General features: G+C 42.1%; 15 protein-coding genes and 1 tRNA gene. 10 read left to right on the plus strand and 6 right to left on the minus strand.

The features are described 5' to 3' along the window. Positions 1-55 precede the first annotated feature (55 nt). Both H6571_19335 and H6571_19340 read right to left on the minus strand, forming a co-directional pair. Positions 56-127, minus strand: a tRNA-Glu gene (locus H6571_19335). Positions 128-374: 247 nt separating this feature from the next. Beyond that, the gene (locus H6571_19340; GenBank protein MCB9325901.1) at positions 375-3,713 is read right to left on the minus strand and encodes a T9SS type A sorting domain-containing protein; all 3,339 of its coding nucleotides are present in this window, start codon (positions 3,711-3,713) and stop codon (positions 375-377) included. A gap of 176 nt (positions 3,714-3,889) precedes the next feature. On the opposite strand from H6571_19340, the gene H6571_19345 reads away from it, so the two are divergent. Both H6571_19345 and H6571_19350 read left to right on the plus strand, forming a co-directional pair. Continuing rightward, positions 3,890-5,347 carry a hypothetical protein gene (locus H6571_19345; GenBank protein MCB9325902.1) on the plus strand — a complete coding sequence of 486 codons (1,458 nt, stop codon included), beginning with the start codon at positions 3,890-3,892 and terminating at the stop codon, positions 5,345-5,347. 295 nt (positions 5,348-5,642) lie between these two features. Continuing rightward, the gene (locus H6571_19350) at positions 5,643-6,359 is read left to right on the plus strand and encodes a YebC/PmpR family DNA-binding transcriptional regulator (GenBank protein ID MCB9325903.1); all 717 of its coding nucleotides are present in this window, start codon (positions 5,643-5,645) and stop codon (positions 6,357-6,359) included. A gap of 57 nt (positions 6,360-6,416) precedes the next feature. Here H6571_19350 and H6571_19355 read toward each other — a convergent pair whose 3' ends face one another. Next, a complete protein-coding gene (locus H6571_19355; protein ID MCB9325904.1) occupies positions 6,417-7,028 on the minus strand; it encodes a TetR/AcrR family transcriptional regulator in 612 nt (203 codons plus the stop codon). 115 nt (positions 7,029-7,143) lie between these two features. Here H6571_19355 and H6571_19360 point away from each other — a divergent pair, with 115 nt between their 5' ends. The 8 genes from H6571_19360 to H6571_19395 all read left to right on the plus strand — a co-directional run bounded on the left by H6571_19360 (position 7,144) and on the right by H6571_19395 (position 16,374). Next, a complete protein-coding gene (locus H6571_19360) occupies positions 7,144-7,695 on the plus strand; it encodes a cupin domain-containing protein (protein ID MCB9325905.1) in 552 nt (183 codons plus the stop codon). Positions 7,696-7,956: 261 nt separating this feature from the next. Then, positions 7,957-8,319, plus strand: coding sequence for a 2TM domain-containing protein (locus tag H6571_19365; protein ID MCB9325906.1), 363 nt, complete (start codon positions 7,957-7,959; stop codon positions 8,317-8,319). Between the two features lie 300 nt (positions 8,320-8,619). Beyond that, positions 8,620-9,348 carry a polyprenol monophosphomannose synthase gene (locus tag H6571_19370; GenBank protein ID MCB9325907.1) on the plus strand — a complete coding sequence of 243 codons (729 nt, stop codon included), beginning with the start codon at positions 8,620-8,622 and terminating at the stop codon, positions 9,346-9,348. A 22-nt stretch (positions 9,349-9,370) separates the two neighbouring features. Next, positions 9,371-9,751 (plus strand): thioredoxin family protein, encoded by a 381-nt coding sequence (locus H6571_19375; GenBank protein MCB9325908.1) that lies wholly within the window; start codon positions 9,371-9,373, stop codon positions 9,749-9,751. Positions 9,752-9,953: 202 nt separating this feature from the next. Next, the gene (locus tag H6571_19380) at positions 9,954-10,565 is read left to right on the plus strand and encodes a YceI family protein (protein ID MCB9325909.1); all 612 of its coding nucleotides are present in this window, start codon (positions 9,954-9,956) and stop codon (positions 10,563-10,565) included. 216 nt (positions 10,566-10,781) lie between these two features. Beyond that, positions 10,782-11,228, plus strand: a complete 447-nt coding sequence (locus H6571_19385) for a MarR family transcriptional regulator (GenBank protein ID MCB9325910.1) — start codon at positions 10,782-10,784, stop codon at positions 11,226-11,228. Positions 11,229-11,718: 490 nt separating this feature from the next. Next, the gene (locus H6571_19390; protein ID MCB9325911.1) at positions 11,719-13,980 is read left to right on the plus strand and encodes an NADP-dependent malic enzyme; all 2,262 of its coding nucleotides are present in this window, start codon (positions 11,719-11,721) and stop codon (positions 13,978-13,980) included. 357 nt (positions 13,981-14,337) lie between these two features. After that, a complete protein-coding gene (locus H6571_19395; protein ID MCB9325912.1) occupies positions 14,338-16,374 on the plus strand; it encodes a BatA domain-containing protein in 2,037 nt (678 codons plus the stop codon). Positions 16,375-16,415: 41 nt separating this feature from the next. Here the strand turns inward: H6571_19395 and H6571_19400 are convergent, their stop codons facing one another. The 3 genes from H6571_19400 to H6571_19410 all read right to left on the minus strand — a co-directional run bounded on the left by H6571_19400 (position 16,416) and on the right by H6571_19410 (position 19,584). Further along, a complete protein-coding gene (locus H6571_19400) occupies positions 16,416-16,865 on the minus strand; it encodes a hypothetical protein (protein ID MCB9325913.1) in 450 nt (149 codons plus the stop codon). A gap of 116 nt (positions 16,866-16,981) precedes the next feature. Continuing rightward, entirely contained in the window at positions 16,982-18,475 is a 1,494-nt protein-coding gene (locus H6571_19405; protein ID MCB9325914.1) for a T9SS type A sorting domain-containing protein, read from the minus strand. Positions 18,476-18,618: 143 nt separating this feature from the next. Beyond that, positions 18,619-19,584: a c-type cytochrome gene (locus H6571_19410; GenBank protein MCB9325915.1), complete on the minus strand. Its 966-nt coding sequence runs from the start codon at positions 19,582-19,584 to the stop codon at positions 18,619-18,621. Positions 19,585-19,757: the final 173 nt, after the last annotated feature.

Below are 19,757 nucleotides of genomic sequence, written 5' to 3' on the forward strand. Positions count from 1 at the left end.
AATAAAAAAAGCCCTTGAACGTTGATATTCAAGGGCTTATGTCTTGGGTATTGAGTAGTCCGTACGGGAATCGAACCCGTGTTACCAGGATGAAAACCTGGCGTCCTAACCCCTAGACGAACGGACCATTTAAGTGGGCTTTTCTTCAAAAGCGATGCAAATATAAATGCTTTAGAAATAAAACTCCAAACTTTTTGATTTTTTTTTTCAGGTTTTATCTATAACCACTTTTTCAAAGGTTTAGTTCCTCTCTAATTCGTTGAAAGTCAGCGTTATCTAAAAAAACACAAAAAGGGAGTTAGGGAATTTACTTTTTAAAGAACAAACCGGAGCGATAGATGCTCCGGTTCGTTTCTTAAAAGTGCTTCGATTTTTTAGCGTTGTACCTTGACCATTTTTTTCATGATCACATGACCTCCCATATTTATTTTCAAGGCATAAAGCCCTGCAGGAAGCTCACTCACTGAAATCTGATTCGTATTGTATTGGATGGTGCCAAACTGGACCCCTGACATATCGTAAACCGCCACTGATTCCACCGCAATGTATTGCTTGTTCATGATCGTAATAAGATCACTTGCCGGGTTGGGATGAATCCAGGTGTCACGCATGAGGCTGATAAACCCGGCGTCCTCGTCTCTAAGTTTGGTGATTACGCTTGTCTTGTAAGGATTGTTCAGCGGAATGGGGCTTTGCGACAAGTCAATGGCATTGATCCCTGTTGCCCGTAAATCCATTTCTCCATGAATGCCCGCAATATCATCTATGATCCCGTGCAGGATGACGATGGGCCCGTGGCCGGAAACATTATTCTGGTCGGTACGACTGATGGCAATATCAATGCTGTTGGTTTCCAGGTTAAGCCTGCTAAAGGTTATGGTATTCACCTCTGGCTCTCCCATCCAGCTTACCGGGAAAGAAACCGTCAGGTCGGCTACATTGATAATCTCCGGATCCAGTTCAATGCTGAAAGCGATGCCGTAAATATCATTCACCGGCTCCCCTTCGGTTCCCAGCATCACAGGAATTTCAAATGGATTGCCAGTAGTAAGATTCTCGGGAACATCCATGTACACAGGCGGATCGATATCCGTTCCTTCCAGCGGAGTGAAATTCTCCACTTCACCATGCGTAAGATTGTAATTTTGCTGGATAGCAGCAATATCTGCATTATTTACCACGCCATCCCCATTGGTATCCGCATGTTTATAATTGTTATTGTCTTCAAAGAAATGAGTCCAATTATAAGCTGACATGGCATTCCAGTCCGTAGTGGCTTCCGGACGCTGCGGGCCTTCCGATCCAAAGGCGATACCAATGTTGAGCAGGTCAAAATGATTGGCAATATTGTCGGTATTGGTATCTCCGGGCCAGACATCCTCATCGCACTCAAAGGTACCGAATTCATAATAGGTGTAACAGGCAGGATTACCAATATCGAGGATGAGAAAATCATACTCGGTACTGCCATCTCCTTCAAATGGACCAATAGTCACAAAGGGCAAAGCATAGCTGAATGGACCAAAAATATCCCCATTGGCAAAAATGTAGTATCCCAGCGGACCGTTATTGGTTGTATGGAACGCGACATCCACACTAAAAATATCATTATTGCAATCCGTTATATGAGGTTCTACCACCACATCCCAGAAATTGCATCCCCCCGGGTTACAGGCCGGTGTTTCTACTAAGAAATCAGTACAGCAGTCCGGGTGGTCATTATCACAGATCCTGACATGGAAGTTTTCTCCTTCAAAAGGACCCACACCTTCTATAAACTGGGTCAGATTATCATAGGCATAAGAGCCTTGGAATTCATTATTGATAAAAAGCTGGTAATAATTGTTGATCGTATTGACGGGGATGAAGTTCAAAGCGAAGTTATAAGAACCATTGTCATTACAACCCTCGAAGTTCATGGTGATGTCATGGAAGCCACAGCCCTCTGGAGAACAATCAATAGGTCCAATAATATCATAGTTCTGGCAGTCAGGGAATTGGTTGTCGGTGACCACAAATTCGTAAACCGTCTCTCCGTTGCCGGCAAAGGGTCCCAGGGTAATGAAAGGCAACTCATAACTGAAATTGCCATAATTGTTGCCGTTGCCATTAACATGGAATCCTTCATTGCCGTGGTTGGGTGCTACGACTTCAAGGTCAACGAAGAAAAAACCGTCTTCGTTGCAGTCATGCGCTTCCACGATGACATGGTTGATGGCACAGTCTCCACCGCCGCAGTTCGGCGTTTCCACATTGTGGTCCCAGCAACAATCGGGATTGTCATTGTCGCATATCCGAATATTGAAATGGTTGTCGTTGAAAGGTCCTATATTTTCCAGGAAAATCGGCAGATCAGCATAAGAATAATATCCATAGAACTCATTATTGAGGTAGAAATCGAAATGGGTATTCGTGGTATTCACCGGAGTGAAGTTCAGAATGTAGTTGTACCCGCCGTTGTCATGGCAGCCTTCAAAGTTGAAGGTCACCTCTTGAAAACCGCAATCATTGGGGAAGCAATCGATCGGGCCAACAAGTCCGTAATTCTGACAATCCGGAAATTCCAGGTCAGTGACGATGAATTCATAAACAGTTGTGCCATTGCCTTGAAGAGGTCCTATGGTAACAAACTCAGGCTCATAGCTGAAGTTGCCGTACTCATGACCGTTGCCGTGAACGCTGAAGCCCTGGGTGCCCAGATTAGCGCCCTGTACCGAAAGGAATACATAAAACAGTCCATCCGCATTACATTCACCGGCCTGCACCGCAACATTTTCGATTACACAATTATCAGAAACCGGGCAGTTCGGCGTTTCCACATTGTGGTCCCAGCAACAATCAGCATTGTCATTGTCGCATATCCGAATATTGAAATGGTTGTCGTTGAAAGGTCCTATATTTTCCAGGAAAATCGGCAGATCAGCATAGGAATAATATCCATAGAACTCATTATTGAGGTAGAAATCGAAATGGGTATTCGTGGTATTCACCGGAGTGAAGTTCAGAATATAATTGTAACCACCATTATCGTGACAGCCTTCAAAATTGAAGGTCACCTCTTGAAAACCACAATCGAGAGGAGGGCAAACCGGAGTTGGCACTTCAACTGAAGCACAGCAATCTGTAAGGGCATTGTCGCAAATGGTAAGGGTAAAAAAATCTGTATTGAGTGGCCCAAAAGAAACCAGGTGAACCGGAAGGTTTTCATAAGCATAAGTGCCAAGAAATTGCTCTCCTAAAAATACATCGAATCCATCGAAACCCGTATTGGTATAATTAAAATTCAATAAATAATTATAGGCACCAATCGTTCCCTCACTGGTACATGACTGAAAATCAAGCACCACATCATAAATATTACATTGCGGAGGGGCGCAATCGACTGTACCGATTTCCACAAAATTGGAGCATTCTCCAAATTGGTTATCAATAACCACAAACTCATAAGAAGTGGTACCATTGCCTTCCAGGGGGCCGATAGTGATGAAGTTGGGTTCATAACTGAAATCCCCGTAATCATGGCCGTTTCCAAGTACACTAAATCCTTCGCCACCGTGATTGGTCGCCTGGACATGAAGGAACACGTTAAAAAAGCCGTCCACACAATCAGATTGCTCTACAAGGATATTATCTATGGAGCAATCCTGGGCATGATTCAAAAAGGGTACCCATAAAAATATTAACAGGAAAAATAACTTTGAAAATTTGAACATAGCGGGATGTTTTTCTTTTAGGATTTTTTGATGATACAAAAATGTAACCTGGCACACCAAATTAAAACTACATTTCAATACATTTTTTGTAAAAAACAAGTAATATTGCGATACATATTTTGACTTAAAAAATTGATTTACAATTTATTATAACAAATATAAATTTGTAAAAAATTATGATAAATCATAAAATATTTGAAGTACTTTCCACCTTTTCAAGGAAAGAAATGAGCCGATTCGAAGCTTTTGTTCATTCTCCCTATTTCAACAAGCATAAAGGCGTAAGTATTCTGGTCGCTTATCTGAGTAAAATTTACCCGGATTTCCATGCCGGGAATTGCTCTAAAGAGACGCTGATCAGGAAGGGTTACACTCCCAAAGGTACGGATTTTAAACAACTGGCTCTTATTTTCACTTACACGAAGCGCCTGCTCGATCAATTTATGATCACCGAAGCTCATAATAAACAGACCTTTGAAGGGAGGCTTTTGTTGCTTAAGGAATTGCGCCAGCGTAAATGCATGAAGGTTTACAGAAAAACCCTCGTCAAATTACAGGAGGAAATGGAGCAGGAAGATAAAAAAGACAGCGCTGCCCTCCAAAATCAATATGCCCTGGCAAAGGAGGCTGATAACTTTTACCTCCAGACCGATGGCCGAAAAAGCGACCCCAGCCTGGAACTTAAAATGCGTAAACTCGACTATTTCTATATGACAGAAAAACTGAAGGATGCAGTAGAAGTACACAACCGTACTAATATTTTGCGGGGCAATTATTCCAACAGGATGCTCGATGGTGTGCTGAAGGAGATCTCCGACAATTTAAAGGAATACGAAAGCGTACCGGTCGTATTTATTTATTATAAAATTTTTCAACTGGTTTTCAATGACGAGGAACGATTCTATTTCGAGGCGCTGGAATTTATGCGAAAAAACGAACAATATTTAAGAACCGAAGAACGCATTGTCATCTATAATTATTTTCAAAATTACTGCATCAAACAAATCAATCGCAACCAACTTCCTTTCCTTTCCGAACTTTTCCAGTTGTATCAATTACAGTTGAAGGAAGAATTGATCTTTGATGACCAGTATCTTTCGGAATGGCATTATAAAAACATCGTCACCACAGCCATCCGGCTCGACGAAACGGAATGGGTCCGTCAATTCATCTACGAATACAAAGAAAGATTAAGACCCGAATCGGTGGAAAACGCCTTTAGGTTTAACCTGGCTTCATACTACCATGCCATCGGGGAATACGGGAAAGTACTTGAATTATTGTTGCGCCTGGAATACAGTGATCTCCGCTACAACCTTGGCGCCAAAGCCCTCCTGCTGAGAACCTATTACGAAATGGAAGAATTTGAAGCCCTGAATTCCCTTACCGCTTCATTCTATCAATACCTCCAAAGGAACCAACTGATGGCCGATACCCGCAAGGATGCCTATTACGATCTTTTTCGGTTCACCAAAAGAGTGGCCCAACTGCGGTTTGACCTCCCTTATACCAATACAGACAAACTGAGGCAAACCCTGACCAAACTGCAAAAGGATATCAAAAATGCTCCCATTATTTTTAACCAGGGCTGGCTGGAAAAGAAGGTTCAGGAACTTGATGGTAAAATATTTTAATGCGAGGATGTGAGGATGTGAGGATGTGAGGATGTGAGGATGTGAGGATGTGAGGATGCGGGAATGAAAAAAACTCCCCAATCCTGAATATCCAAAAATCCTGAAAATCCTGATCCTGACAAGAGAAAAATTGAAGATGAATAAATGCGAGGAAGAAGCGATTTGAGCGTACCAAAAGCTGTTTTCTCAACGGTAAATAGAAAAATCGTAATCCCAAAACGGTAAATAGCCATTTTTAATTCATAATTGTCGCTCCTTTTTTATATTTGCAGCGAATAAAAAATCAAATTAAGTTATGGGACGTGCATTTGAATTTCGTAAAGAAAGAAAGATGAAACGCTGGGCCAATATGGCCAGGGTTTTTACCAAAATTGGCAGAGAGATAGCCATTGCCGTAAAAGAAGGTGGAGTAGATCCTAATTATAATTCCAGGTTGCGCATTGCTATACAGAATGCCAAGGCAGCCAACATGCCAAAAACCAATATTGAAAGCGCCATCAAAAAAGCGAGTTCAAAAGATGCAGAGGATTATAAAGAAGTAGTATTTGAAGGATATGCCCCTCATGGCATCGCCGTAATTGTTGAAACCGCCACAGATAATAATAAACGAACTGTCGCTAATGTGCGGATGATTTTCTCCAAATACGGAGGTTCACTGGGCACTTCAGGTTCTGTCGATTATATGTTTACCCGCAGAGGTGTCTTTAAACTCGACCCGGAAGGACTGGATCCCGAAGAACTAGAACTGGATCTGATCGATTTTGGTTTGGAGGAACTCAAAATTGACGAAGACGGTGTCATTGAATTATTTACCGCTTTTGAAGATTACGGCAAACTGCAAAAAGCACTCGAGGAAAAAAATATTGAAGTCAAAGAATCAGAATTGATTCGCGTCCCGGGACATACGACTTCCCTCTCCGACGAGGAAGTGGAAGAAGTCATCAGGCTCATCGATAAAATGGAAGAAGACGAAGATGTGCTCAATGTGTTCCATAATATGGATATGGAGTAGGATATTCAGCCACGATTGTACGATAAAAATAGGCGTGCAATCGTGGCTAACCCTCTTCTATTCCGCAAAAAACAATTCAATACCTTCCATCCCATCGGGTGTAGCAAAAATCGCCAGTTGCTGGCTAAGGGTCCACAGGTATTTTTCAACCACTGCTTCCCGTGAAAGATTTTCATAACTCAAAAAGGCCTCCTGTATCCAAAATCTTGAAAAAAGCGAGATGAACGAAACCATAAAATCACTCCCTTTTTCATTCAACGTCAACTCCCCTGCTTTGGTCAGTCTTTGAAAAATATCTTTTTGCATCGCTTTTCGCTCCTTTTCAACCTTTTCGTAATCAAACAAATTCTGATAGATCTTCTTAATGTCCAGTGGAGAGATGACCACTCCCCGAAAATTGTATTGATTGAGAAAGACACCCCGCATAAGGGTTAAATAAGCAAACAATGTTGGTTCACCTGAAAAAAAGATCTCGTATTGAACCGTATTTCGGGCCCGGAGGTGCACCAATATTTCTGCTACAATATCTTCTTTCCGGGGAAAATGATAAGATAAGTTCCCCACGCTAATCGACAATGAACGCGCAATTTCCCGGACTCCTACGTTATGGATACCGGATTCATTAAACATTTTCAAGGCAGTGAGTATGATTTCGTCTCTTCTTTTCATATGACAAAGATATGTTTTTCATTCAAAAAATAGTACATCGTACTAAAATAATTTGCATTAATTAGTACAATGTACTATTTTTGTACAGCATATTAATTCATCAAAAAAATAAATCATGAAAATTGAATATCCAGTTACGATTGAAAATTATGGTGAGCGCCTGAGCTTCCTGGAAATTATTAAGGAAAAAGATGGCGACAAAGTCATCGTGGAAGCTTCAACAACTCCCGGCAATGGTCCGGCCATGCACACCCATTTACTTCAGGATGAATGCTTAACCGTAGAGAGCGGAAAAATGGGCTACCAAATACCCGGGGAAGAAGAAAAATTCATCGGCCCGGGAGAAACGGTCCTGTTCAAAAGAGGGGTTCCCCATAAATTTTGGAACGCCGGGGAAAGCGAACTTAAAATGAAGGGGTGGATCAAACCTGCTGATAACATAGCTTTTTTTCTGTCCGGTGTTTATCAGGCCCAGAATAAAACCGGTGGCCCGCAGCCCGAAATCTTTGATGCTTCATATCTGCTGACCAGGTATTCCAAAGAATACGATATGCCTGAAATCCCTGTGTTTGTCAAAAAAGTAATCATGCCCATAATCGTATTCATCGGCAAACTTCTCGGCAAATACAAACATTTTGAGGGTGCACCTGCTCCGATCAAAGGCTAACCAAAGTTGCAGACAACAAGTTTCGGGGGGTGTAAACGTAAGTAACTCATGTTACACGCTAAATCTATGCAAATTGAAAAATTGCCTGAATTCCTTCAAAAGAAATCTCTCAAAAGCTCGTGTCAATACGTCAAAGTACCGATATTCGTCTAAAAAAGTAGATTGCTGTACATTTTTCAGGCACTTTTAAGTTCAGCCAGGCAGTATTCTTAACGTAAATCCTTGTAACAACCGATTTCCTGGTTTCAAAAAAACAATAAAATGAGAGATAGAAGTTCCCGCAGAAGCAACAGAAGATCCCGCGAATTCAACCCGGCAGAGGAAAAGGTGAAATTTTACCGGCACCTGTCCTCTTACGTCATCGTCAACGTAATGATGATGGCGGTCAATGCCCTTTCCGGCACCTATCGCAACTGGCTGCCTGTCATCTTCTTCTGGGGAATCGGACTGGCCTTCCATTATGTAAAAGCCTTTGGTTTTGGCCGACAAGGGGTAGGCAGTAAAGAATGGGAAAATAAAATGCTCAACAAAGGAGGAAAAACTACTGAAAAGGAGGAATACCTCGATCTGAAAGAGCTGGAAAAAGACCCCCAGAAAAACTGGAGTGAGGAAGACCTGGTTTAGAAAAGGGAAAAGATTAAAGATTAAAGGTTAAAGGTTAAAGACTAAATTAAAAGAATATCCATTGGAAAACCGTCCTGTATTCCCATTGCTCAACGGAATTAATTTTCAACTTAAAGTTAAAGTGTGAATATTAAAAAATAATCTATCTTTGAACCGTTATACTGGTCATTGATTAGTTTACCAATTTTTTCAAAACTATTTTTCCAGGTCCGATCCTGTCAGGACGGCAGGTGACCAGATTGCGAGGGAATTTTAGAAATCCCGGGTGATCAAGTAAAATTGTTATTAAATCCAACAACTTTGTCTGATAGCCTTGTCATAATACCTACCTATAACGAAAAAGAAAATATCGTTTCTATCATTGAAGCCGTATTTTCCCTTCCGAAAAAATTCCATGTACTGGTAGTGGACGATGATTCTCCAGATGGCACGGCCGACCTGGTAAAAGCATTACAAAAAATATATTCAGACCGCCTTTTCCTGGTGGAACGACAGGGAAAACTTGGGCTGGGAACGGCTTATATCGCCGGTTTTCGCTGGGGGCTTGAACGGGATTATGATTTTTTTATTGAAATGGATGCCGATTTTTCCCACAATCCCAGCGATCTCAGCCGGCTTTACCTTGCTTGTATGGAACAAAACGGTGACGTGGCAGTAGGCTCCAGGTATATACACGGCGGTAAAGTTAAAAATTGGCCATTCAAAAGAATTTTCCTCTCCTTCGGAGCCTCGTTATATGTCAGATTGCTTACCTGGATGCCGGTGAAAGACCCTACTGCAGGGTTTGTCTGCTACCGCCGGAAAGTATTGCAGGCCATTAATTTGGATAAGATCAAATTTATCGGTTATGCTTTCCAGATCGAAATGAAATTTGCCTCCCGGATGCTGGGTTTTAAGATTGTTGAAGTGCCTATTACATTCACTGACCGGGTGGAAGGAATCTCCAAAATGACCAAAGGCATCGTCAAAGAAGCCATCTTTGGGGTACTCGAAATGCGCTGGCGCAGCTTTTTTGCCAGTTACCGCTAAACCTTTTCTGACCTGATTTAATATGGAATTCCTGACCAACAAAAATTTTGATCAAAAAGTACTTCATAATGAAAAACCGGTGCTCGTTGAGATTATGACTTCCTCTTGTCCCAATTGCGCCGCTTTTGATCCTATCTATAAAGCAACCGAACAAGCCAATGCCGAAAAGGCCGATTTCTTTCAATTAAATGCTGAAGATTATCTAAGTATTGCCAAAAGATATAAAGTTTTTGGAGTCCCTACCCTGCTCTATTTTCGTCATGGAATTCTCGTCAAAAAAAAATCAGGCATCCAAAGCCAGGAAAAAATGGAAAAATCCATTTCCCTAATTATCGGTTTTTCCCCGGAAGAAGCCGCAGCCCATGAACACAAAAGCCTTATTCAAAAGCTTTTTGGAAAATAACTTTCCTCGTTTTCTTCTCTGACAAAGCCAAATTCCTTTGGCCTGTTCTCCCGTATATGCTAGTTTTCTACCCTACTTTCATTCGATAGAAAAGCCCGCCTGCAAAAAAAATAATTATTTTTTTTCTTTAGATGTTGCAACATTTATTGTTTAGACTTATATTTGCATCATAAATTTTTACACCAAACAAAAAAACGATATCATGAAAGGAATTAACTTGTTTATCATCGCGCTCTTTTTTACCATTTCGGCTGGTGCGCAGACTACTTCCTGGTCTTTTGACAAAGCACACACCAATGTAAGATTTTCAGTAGATCACATGGTCATTTCAGAAGTGGAAGGAAATTTCAACCAGTTTGATGGTACTGTATGGGCCACTAAAGAGGATTTTTCTGACTTAAAAGCACAATTCACCATCCAGACAGCAAGTGTGGACACCGATCAGGAAAAACGTGACGGTCACCTCAAAAGCGCCGATTTCTTTGATGTTGAAAAATATCCAACGATCACTTTTAAAAGTAAGGCAGTCAAAAAAATGGGGAATAACACCTTCAAACTCATTGGAGATTTTACCATGATCGGAGTCACCAAAGAGGTTGAATTGGAGGTTAAACACCTGGGAACCATTCAGGATCCATGGGGAAATACAAAAGCAGGGTTTAAAATTACAGGCACCCTCAATAGAAATGACTGGGGATTGAAATACAACTCCGTAATGGACAATGGCGGCATGCTGATCGGGGAAGAAGTGAATATCACATGTAATGTGGAGCTGGCTAAGGAAAAAACGAACCTTCTGGAAAACAAAAAATAACGGATGTACCGTTTTTTAATACAAGAATAATAAACCACCCAAACAATCTTCATTCTTAATCACTCGAATTGACTACATATTTTTGTGTTTGAAAATTTAAGAGGTGTTCCGGGGGTTGCCCCCGGACACCTTTTTTTTGATCTGAATTTTGGATGTTTTACAAATAGGTACATTTCATATTTTTATCTATATTTATGGCTCAAATTTTGCCTGACAATGAAAATTGAAGAAGAATTAAAAACCAGCTTCCGAAACGAATATCATAAAGCATTTGTCAATTTACATTATACAAATGCACAACTTCACGGAAAATTGGCCGATTTGGTCAGTGAATATGACCTGACTGGAACCCAATTTAATGCACTTCGAATTTTGAGGGGTCAGTATCCCAAGGCCATTTGTCTTCGTGTACTAAAAGAAAGAATGATTGAAAAAAATTCCGATGTGAGCCGCATTGTTGATCGCCTGTATCACAAACAATTGATTGACAGAACCGAGAGTGCTGCGGACCGAAGGCATAAAGACGTAAAAATCAATCAAAAAGGATTGGATCTTTTAGGGCAAATGGATCACTGTATTGAGCAATTGGATTTGTTGCTCTCCAATTTAGACGAATCAGAAATACTTCAATTCAACCATTTACTGAATAAGATCAGAGAATAAGGCTTACACTATCTATTCTTTCTTTTTTCCTTTCCCCATCATCGGAATTTTCCCTATTTACAAAAACTAAAATATCCGCTATTCCCATGGTCATTTTTCACCTTTATCCTTTCATTCTCTAAAAATACAACCCACTTAAAATCAATATTTTATACTCTACAGAGCGCTCCTTTTACGCTTAAAGAGACATAATGCCCAAAATCACTATGAAACACTGACTTTCATTAGTTTTTTTCATTCTTTTTTTATCGAAAATTGTGCCCGGAACGCAAAGGCGTACAGGTGGAAATTTAATGACCCGGAAGGCACTGTAACAAAGAAAAAGAAGCGAGCGTCCTGCCTTTAATAGTGATTCAGAGGATTTTCATTTACCCTAAATTAATTAATTTACCAAAAGTTGAATTGTCCGAAAAAGCCATGCCTGCCTAAACCCGACAGTCATAAGAACCGGACATTTCCTCTCTAACCGTAAAACAAAAAAGTCTGACTAATGAACAAAGAAGGTCTAAAAAATGCAGCACTTCAATACCACGAGCAAAATCGCCCGGGCAAAATAGAAGTCATTTCCTCAAAACCCTGCCTCTCCCAGCACGATTTATCCCTTGCCTACACCCCGGGGGTAGCAGCCCCATGTCTGGAGATCGAGCGCGATCCCGCCAATGCCTTAAAATATACCGCCAAGGGGAACCTGGTAGCCGTGATCAGTAACGGTACCGCTGTGTTGGGATTAGGCAACATTGGCGCCCTCGCCTCTAAACCGGTTATGGAGGGTAAAGGTGTTTTATTCAAAAGATTCGCGGACATCGATGTCTTTGATATCGAAATTCAAAGCCTTGATCCCGATGTGGTGATCAATACCGTAGAACAAATTGCCCCGACTTTTGGAGGCATTAACCTGGAAGACATCAAGGCTCCTGAATGTTTTTATATTGAGGAAACGCTAAAGAAAAGACTGGACATCCCTGTCTTCCATGATGACCAGCACGGAACTGCAATTATTTCAGGGGCTGCCCTGATCAATGCCGTTGAAATTGCAGAAAAGAAAATGGAAGACATCAAAGTTGTTTTCAGTGGAGCCGGAGCAGCCGGTATTGCCTGCGCCAATTTTTACATTTCCCTGGGAGTAAAACCTGAAAATGTCTTAATGACCGATAGTAAGGGAGTGCTGTGGAAAGGAAGAGGCGATGAAGGCACCAACAAATACAAAGACAAATTCTTCAGGACTACTGAAACCAGAACACTAGAGGATGCCATGAAGGGGGCTGATGCGTTTTGTGGTGTTTCTGCCAAAGATGTATTGAGTAAGGATATGGTTAAAACCATGGCTAAAAATCCGATCGTTTTTGCCATGGCCAATCCAGACCCGGAAATCTCCTATCCCGATGCCGTAGAAGCCCGGCCGGATGTCATTATGGCCACCGGACGCAGTGATTATCCTAACCAGGTCAACAATGTTTTGGGATTTCCATACATTTTCAGAGGAACCCTCGATGTACAGGCGACCAATATCAATGAAGAGATGAAACTGGCCGCGGCGCACGCCCTGGCAAAACTGGCTAAAGAAGATGTTCCGGAGGGAGTTCGGCAAGCCTATGGAGATAAGGAAATGAACTATGGCCGCGAATATATTATCCCTAAACCTTTTGATCCAAGGGTTTTGGTCTGGACAGCCTCCGCTGTGGCAGAAGCAGCCATGAAAACCGGGGTAGCTAAAAAGCCCATTGATATTGAAGAATACCGGGAAGAACTTCGCAAAAAAATCGACTGGTCCCGACAGGTCATGCGCAAGATTTTCATCCAGGCAAAAAAAGACCCGAAACGCATTGTTTTTCCGGAAGGTACCAACTCAAAAATCATGTGGGCCGCAGCAGAGGTAGCCGCAGAGGGCATCGCTAAGCCTATTTTATTGGGAAGGAGCAGGCAGGAAATTTTGGACCTGTTTGAAGAAAACAAACACAGTACAGATGGAATCGAAATCATTGAGCCGAAAAATGCAGCTTTTAGAAGTGACCTGACAAATGCCTATTTCAAACTCCGTCAAAGGAAAGGGATAACCATGAACCAGGCTGCGCAGGATATGAAAAATTATTACCATTTCGGCACCATGATGGTCAAAGAAGGATATGCGGATGGTATGGTTGCGGGAGTAGACTCAAGCTTCCCGGATGTACTGAGACCCGCCCTACAGATCATTGGTCGTCAGAAAGAAGGACCGCTGGTCGCAGGATTGTATATGGTTCAGCATGGCAACAGACAATATTTCTTTGGAGATTGCGCGGTTAACATCAACCCTAGTGCTACCGACCTGGCTGAGATTACACTGATGGGGGCCAGAGAAATGGAACGCCTGGGCATTAAACCCAATGTAGCGATGCTTTCCTTCTCCAACTTCGGATCCGTTCGGGTCCCTGAAACGCAAAAAATAATCGATGCCATCAAAATTGTCAACGAAAAGCGGCCGGATTTGAATATTGATGGTCCGGTACAGGCGGGAATGGCTCTTGACCCGACCCTTTTGCAGAAAACATTCCCGTTTTCCAGCATTGACACAAGGCCAAACCTGTTAATATTCCCGAACCTTGATGCAGCCAATATCGGTTTGTTTATGCTTAGGGCGATGAGTAACATTCATTCCATAGGACCTATCATGGTGGGCTTCTCTCAGCCTATTCACCTGATTACGCGCAGTACTCCTGTTAATAATATCGTTAATTTGACGGGCATCGCCTGTGTGGATGCACAAAAGTCATAACTGGCCCATTAGCTGGTTAAACTGATTTTTTTCTCATCATGTTAAATGCCTGGAAAAGTAAACAGATGCTTTTCCGGGCATTTTTTATCGGCCAACTGTTTTTTATGCAAAAAGAATTTCTGCCAACTCAACTTTCCACTTTAGCCATTTTGCTGCTGATATAATTCCGGCATTTTCTTACATTTGCCTTTCGTAGGAGTTGTCTCGATCGACGGGTGGATAAAAACCCATCCTGACAGTAAACAAGCGGTAAGTATATAACGTTTCCTAATAGTCAGTGAATAACCATTTTGCGATCCACGTTTTATGAAGCCTTACGATCTGATTTTGTAGGGTACAGGGCCAATAATAGAAAATATGCAATTTTTATATCCGACATTTTTATTTGCACTGGCCGCACTGGCCATTCCGATAATCATTCACCTTTTTTACTTTCGCAGGTTTAAGAAAGTTTACTTTACGAATGTACGATTCCTGAAAGAGGTGAAAGAGGAGACGAGCGCCCGCTCAAAACTGAGAAACCTCCTGGTACTCTTAATGCGTTTGCTGGCTATCGCTTTTTTGGTTTTTGCTTTTGCACAACCTTTCCTCCCCGCCAAAAATGCCGCAGTCAAAAAAGGATCTAAAGCCGTGAGTGTGTTTATTGACAACTCCTTCAGTATGAAAGCGCTCAGCAGCGATGTGCCGCTGATAGAAAAAGCGAAGCAGCGTGCCCGGGAAATCGTGGAAGCCTACCCCGTCGATGCAAGGTTCCAGGTGCTGACCAATGATTTTGAAGGCCGTCACCAGAGACTTTACAGCAAGGATGAAGCCCTCAATCTGGTGGAAGAAATTAAAATTTCTCCTGCAGTAAAAAAGCTGTCTTCGGTATTGGGCCGCCAAAAGCAAACTTTAAATTCAGGGGATGCCGACAACCGGACCATTTACCTGCTCTCCGATTTTCAAAGAAATATTACCGATCTGGAGAACGAAGCAGATACCACCATTGAAATAAATTTGTTGCCGCTCCAGGCCGTCCGGGAAAATAATGTTGGCATCGATTCGGCCTGGTTTGAAGCACCTGTACAAATGCTCAATCAACTGAATACCCTACTGGTCAGGGTGAGGAATTATACCAATGAAGATGCTGAAAATATCCGGTTATCCATGCTTTACACCGGGGAAAATAAACCCGTTGGCACCATGAATATTCCTGCCAAATCCTTCGTGATTGATACCATAAATTTAACGGTTCTAAAGCCGGGTTGGCAAAATGTCACCCTCAATATCACAGATTATCCTATTCAATTCGATGATAAATACTTCCTGTCCTTCCTCGTGGCGGAACAGATCAATGTTTTAGCGATTAACGATTTAGCGGCCAATCCGAACATGGAGGCTGCCTTCAGAGGTTTTGGCAATTACGTACTGACCAATGCGACTTCCAATCAATTGGACTATTCCAAAATGTCAGGTTATCAGCTGATCGTACTCAACGAATTGACTTCCATTTCTACAGGTTTGGCCTTTGAACTGCAGCAATTTGTTAAAAACGGAGGAAATTTACTGGTGTTTCCCAACAAAAATGCAACCATAGCCTCCTACAGGAGTTTCCTTAGCGGTTTTCCGGCAGATGAACTGGAACGTTTTGAGGAAACCGCTAAAAAAGTAAGTTATATCAATACCGATGAATTCATTTTCCACGATGTCTATGAAAATAAATCGGCCAATTTCAATTTACCTTCCACCACGGGAAGTTTCAGGTTATCCAGCTATCAAAGCAGGAAGGCGGAACCCCTGCTCACTTTCCGCGACGGAGAACCTTATCTGTCAAAATACCAGGTTGAACAGGGTAATCTCTACCTCTGCGCTTCGCCCCTCAACACAAATTTTAATGACCTGGTGCGCAACGGAGAGATCTTTGTTCCGCTTTTGTATAAGACCGCTATTTCTTCCGGGCAGACAAGGCCCGTAGCATATACCATAGGCAAGGACGAACAGGTAAGTTATCCCATCACCCAGGCCATTGGCAATGAAACGGTTTACAAACTGAAAGGCAAAGCAGAAGAATTTATTCCGGAACAACGCATCATTGGAGCTCGGGCCATTTTGGGCGTACACCAACAAATCCCGGATGCAGGTTTTTATGAATTGTTTCTTACTCCTGAGGAAAAACTGTATCAATATGCCTTCAATTACGACCGCCAGGAATCAGACCTGGAATACTATTCGGGGGAAGACCTGGAAAATATCGCGGGGCCAACCACCAGCGTCATCGATATTACAGATGAAGCCTATTTGACCCAAACCATTGCCGAACGGAGCCAGGGCATTGTGCTTTGGCGCTGGTGTATCATTGCCGTATTGATTTTCCTCGGACTTGAAGTGCTGTTGCTGAGATTTTGGAAAGTTTAAATTCACTTTCCAAAATCTTTGTTCAATGTTTCCTTTTACCCTCAGTTTGCTTCTTCCAGTTTGAAGAACGCCCTGACCGCATTTTGTTGAGCATCAGAAGAAAAATTAAAAGAAAGTAAGGTTTTCTTTTTCTGCTTCATTTTGATCATTTCCAAAATACCGGAGAAAGCTTCAATAGGATAATTGGCCACAATTTGCCGGGTAGTTTTGTCAAAAGCAGGCTTTTGATTTAACCGCTGATCGCCGGAATCAAAAAAATTGATCTCTGCCGAAATAACAGTTGATCCGCTTGTCGCTGGTTCCCCTTTCAATACGATGGTAATTCCATGGATCGGGTTGTTGCCACTTTTTACAAAGGCAAACATTTCATTGGTGATGCTGTAATTCCTGACCAGCAAAGATTCATTGGTAACGACAGCCATTCCACCGGCATCCTGGCCGAAAAGCCCCTGGGAGGCCAAAAACCCCAGTAATAAAAATAAATGCTTCATCTTCTTTTTGAGCGCAAGTTTACAATTTATCCGGAAGAATTAATTCAAAATGAATATTAAAATTCCCCCTTGCTTCCCGCGGTGCCTGTAACGGGTAGCTGTTTTTTTGTTGGTTATTATTGCAAAATTATCTTTTCAACGATCACGCCTTCCTTCTTTTGCACTTTAAGAAAATAAAGCCCTTTTGTCAACCCTGATAAATTCAAATGATCCGGATTAACTTCCGTCCTGAATACAACTTTGCCCTGGATATCGATGATTTCGACCGCACGTAAATCCGGGGTTTCAATCCTCAAAACACCACTGGTCGGATTGGGATAAATATTACAATCAATATTTTCATTCGTATTTTCTACCATAGTGGTTCCATCTGTCACTTTAACCACCCAAAAATCGGCACCTCCATGGTTGTCCGCCACAATTTGGCCATCCTGTGTACAGCTATAACCGGCCACCAGGTAATTGTTATTGCCCATGGGAACCAAAGAAGTCGCCACCTCTCTGCCCAGACTGTCTCCCAAACACAATTCCCAAAGAATATTGTATTGATGATCAAAATCGACGATCCAGAAATCTCCAAAATCATCCTCATTTTTGAGATCCCCGTTGTCAGATTCCGCCACACCGACCATGATAAACTCCGTATTGTTTTTGGGGATCACATCATAGGCAGTTTCCGGATCACTTCCCCCAAAACAATGGCTGGAAACCAGTTCCCCATCCTCGTCGATCATAACCGCCCAATAATCAAAAGAACCATGGTTGCCCAAAACATAACCATCCTGGGAAGCGGTAGAACCGACCACAATATATCCCCCACCATACGTAGGTTTAATAGAATGGGGATAATCGTTCAGACTGCCTCCGTATTCTTTTTGCCAAAGCATATTGCCGTTTTCATCGAGTTTGACAATGAGATAATTGCTATTACTCTCACAAACATCTGCGGTAAAAACAACCCCGTTGTCGGGTGTCAGTAGCGCTGAGCCAAAATTCACACAATCACTAATGAAAAAACTTTTTTCCCAAAGTAGATTTCCCAGCTGATCAATTTTAATGATCCAGGCCGCCCACTTGTTGGGATCATTACCGGTCACATCTCCATCATGGGAGTTGGTCACTCCTGAAATAATGAAACCATTATCAATGGTCTTCATGATATTGGAAGGAATGTCAAATGAACTGCCTCCATAACTTTTTTGCCAGATTACTCCTCCGAAATCGTTGATCTTAACGATCCAGAAATCGGTATTCATTGGATCTCCCCCCACCATGTTTTTCCGACCTGCGATGATATAATTCCCGTCCTGGGTTCCGGTGATAGACGAGGCACTTTCGTAAACTTCAGTACCATAGGTTTCTTCCCAAAGAATCTCCCCGTTGTCATCTATTTTTATGACCCAAAAGTCGCTGCTTCCGTGGTTCATAGAAATATCTCCGTCATCCGACCGGGTATTCCCTGCAATGAGGAAACCTCCATTGTGGGATTGGATGATCGCGTAGGCCATATCATCATCGCTTCCCCCAAAACATTTGTTCCACTCCATATGTTGTGCGAAGGCAAAAAATGGCCACAACACCAATACTAATAACTTGATTATCTTTTTCATAATGTAAAAGTTTTAAGTTAGTACCTGTAGGGTGTTCCTTCCAAAATCGGACCATAAAAAAAGTTGCATAAAAAGAACTGATTGGCAAAACATGCGGCACTTTCAGCTGTGTCTGCCAGGAAAATTCCTAAAGTTTTTCTGTGTCAAAACGGGTTAGAGAATAGCGGGTTATGAATAAAAGCAGTATCTGTCAGCGTTTTCAGGAAAGCGACCATATCACTCTTTTCCTGATCAGTCAGACGCACCCCTCCCTGGTGTACGTTCTTCATCAAAGGATCTACTGTATCGGAAAACTTTAGCCCGTCGCTATAAAAATCCACCACGTCCTCCAGGGTGGCATAACGTCCGTCGTGCATATAAGGGGCTGTCAGTTCAATATTCCTTAAGGTTGGCGTTTTAAAGCGTCCCATATCCGTATTTTTCCCGGTGATGGCGGCGTAACCAATGTCTTCGAATGTTTCATCCAGCCCGTTGTTGTGGAACAAATTATCCGTCAACAACACGCCTCCGTGACAATGAAAACAGTCCCCTTCTTCTGTAAAGAATAACTCGTAACCGTGTAATTCCTCATCGGTAAAAAATTCGGTGTTCTGGTAAACCACACGGTCAAATTTGGAATTGCTGCACACCAGGGTTCTTTCAAATTGGGCAAGGGCCTTTGCAGCCAGTTCATGCGTAATGGTTTTGGTACCAAATGCTTCGAAAAAGAGATCCGGGTATAAAGGATCATGGTTCAATTTATCCAGGTCTGTCGCAAAAAAAGAGGCTACCTCAAAGAACATGATATCCTCAAGGGTACCGCTTATTTTACCATTCCAAAGGAAATTATTGTACCAGCCGAAATTCATGTGAGGCAGGACTGTAGGATCACTGGTAAAGGATTTTGACTGTAAGTGACAATCGGCACAGGAGTGGGTCTCGTTGCTGTGTAATTTTTTATCATAAAAAAGCATGCGTCCCAGTTCCACCCCTTCAACCGTCATGGGATTGTCTTCCGGGATTTCAAGGATAGGCATATGAGCAGGAACCACCATATCATAAGCCGTAGGATTGAACACTGCATCAGGAACAGGAGGGGTTTCCTCTCCGCAGGAACCGATCAAAACCATTGAAGCAATTAGGACTGAAAGTATATATTTATTTACAAACATAACCCTGATTTTTTTAGATTACCGCACAATGGTAAAATACCACTATTTGGCCTTTTTATCAAGGGTGGAAGTCACACAAAGCAACCATAATTTGGCTAAATAATATGTTTTACAGCATAGTCTTCACAAAT

Source organism: Lewinellaceae bacterium, from assembly GCA_020636105.1.
In the GTDB taxonomy this organism is placed as follows: domain Bacteria; phylum Bacteroidota; class Bacteroidia; order Chitinophagales; family Saprospiraceae; genus BCD1.

Bases quoted from the DNA above. Each gene is read 5' to 3' on its own strand.
- H6571_19340 (MCB9325901.1), bottom strand. From the start codon at position 3,713: ATGTTCAAATTTTCAAAGTTATTTTTCCTGTTAATATTTTTATGGGTA.
- H6571_19345 (MCB9325902.1), top strand. From the start codon at position 3,890: ATGATAAATCATAAAATATTTGAAGTACTTTCCACCTTTTCAAGGAAA.
- H6571_19350 (MCB9325903.1), top strand. From the start codon at position 5,643: ATGGGACGTGCATTTGAATTTCGTAAAGAAAGAAAGATGAAACGCTGG.
- H6571_19355 (MCB9325904.1), bottom strand. From the start codon at position 7,028: ATGAAAAGAAGAGACGAAATCATACTCACTGCCTTGAAAATGTTTAAT.
- H6571_19360 (MCB9325905.1), top strand. From the start codon at position 7,144: ATGAAAATTGAATATCCAGTTACGATTGAAAATTATGGTGAGCGCCTG.
- H6571_19365 (MCB9325906.1), top strand. From the start codon at position 7,957: ATGAGAGATAGAAGTTCCCGCAGAAGCAACAGAAGATCCCGCGAATTC.
- H6571_19375 (MCB9325908.1), top strand. From the start codon at position 9,371: ATGGAATTCCTGACCAACAAAAATTTTGATCAAAAAGTACTTCATAAT.
- H6571_19380 (MCB9325909.1), top strand. From the start codon at position 9,954: ATGAAAGGAATTAACTTGTTTATCATCGCGCTCTTTTTTACCATTTCG.
- H6571_19385 (MCB9325910.1), top strand. From the start codon at position 10,782: ATGAAAATTGAAGAAGAATTAAAAACCAGCTTCCGAAACGAATATCAT.
- H6571_19390 (MCB9325911.1), top strand. From the start codon at position 11,719: ATGAACAAAGAAGGTCTAAAAAATGCAGCACTTCAATACCACGAGCAA.
- H6571_19395 (MCB9325912.1), top strand. From the start codon at position 14,338: ATGCAATTTTTATATCCGACATTTTTATTTGCACTGGCCGCACTGGCC.
- H6571_19400 (MCB9325913.1), bottom strand. From the start codon at position 16,865: ATGAAGCATTTATTTTTATTACTGGGGTTTTTGGCCTCCCAGGGGCTT.
- H6571_19405 (MCB9325914.1), bottom strand. From the start codon at position 18,475: ATGAAAAAGATAATCAAGTTATTAGTATTGGTGTTGTGGCCATTTTTT.
- H6571_19410 (MCB9325915.1), bottom strand. From the start codon at position 19,584: ATGGTTTTGATCGGTTCCTGCGGAGAGGAAACCCCTCCTGTTCCTGAT.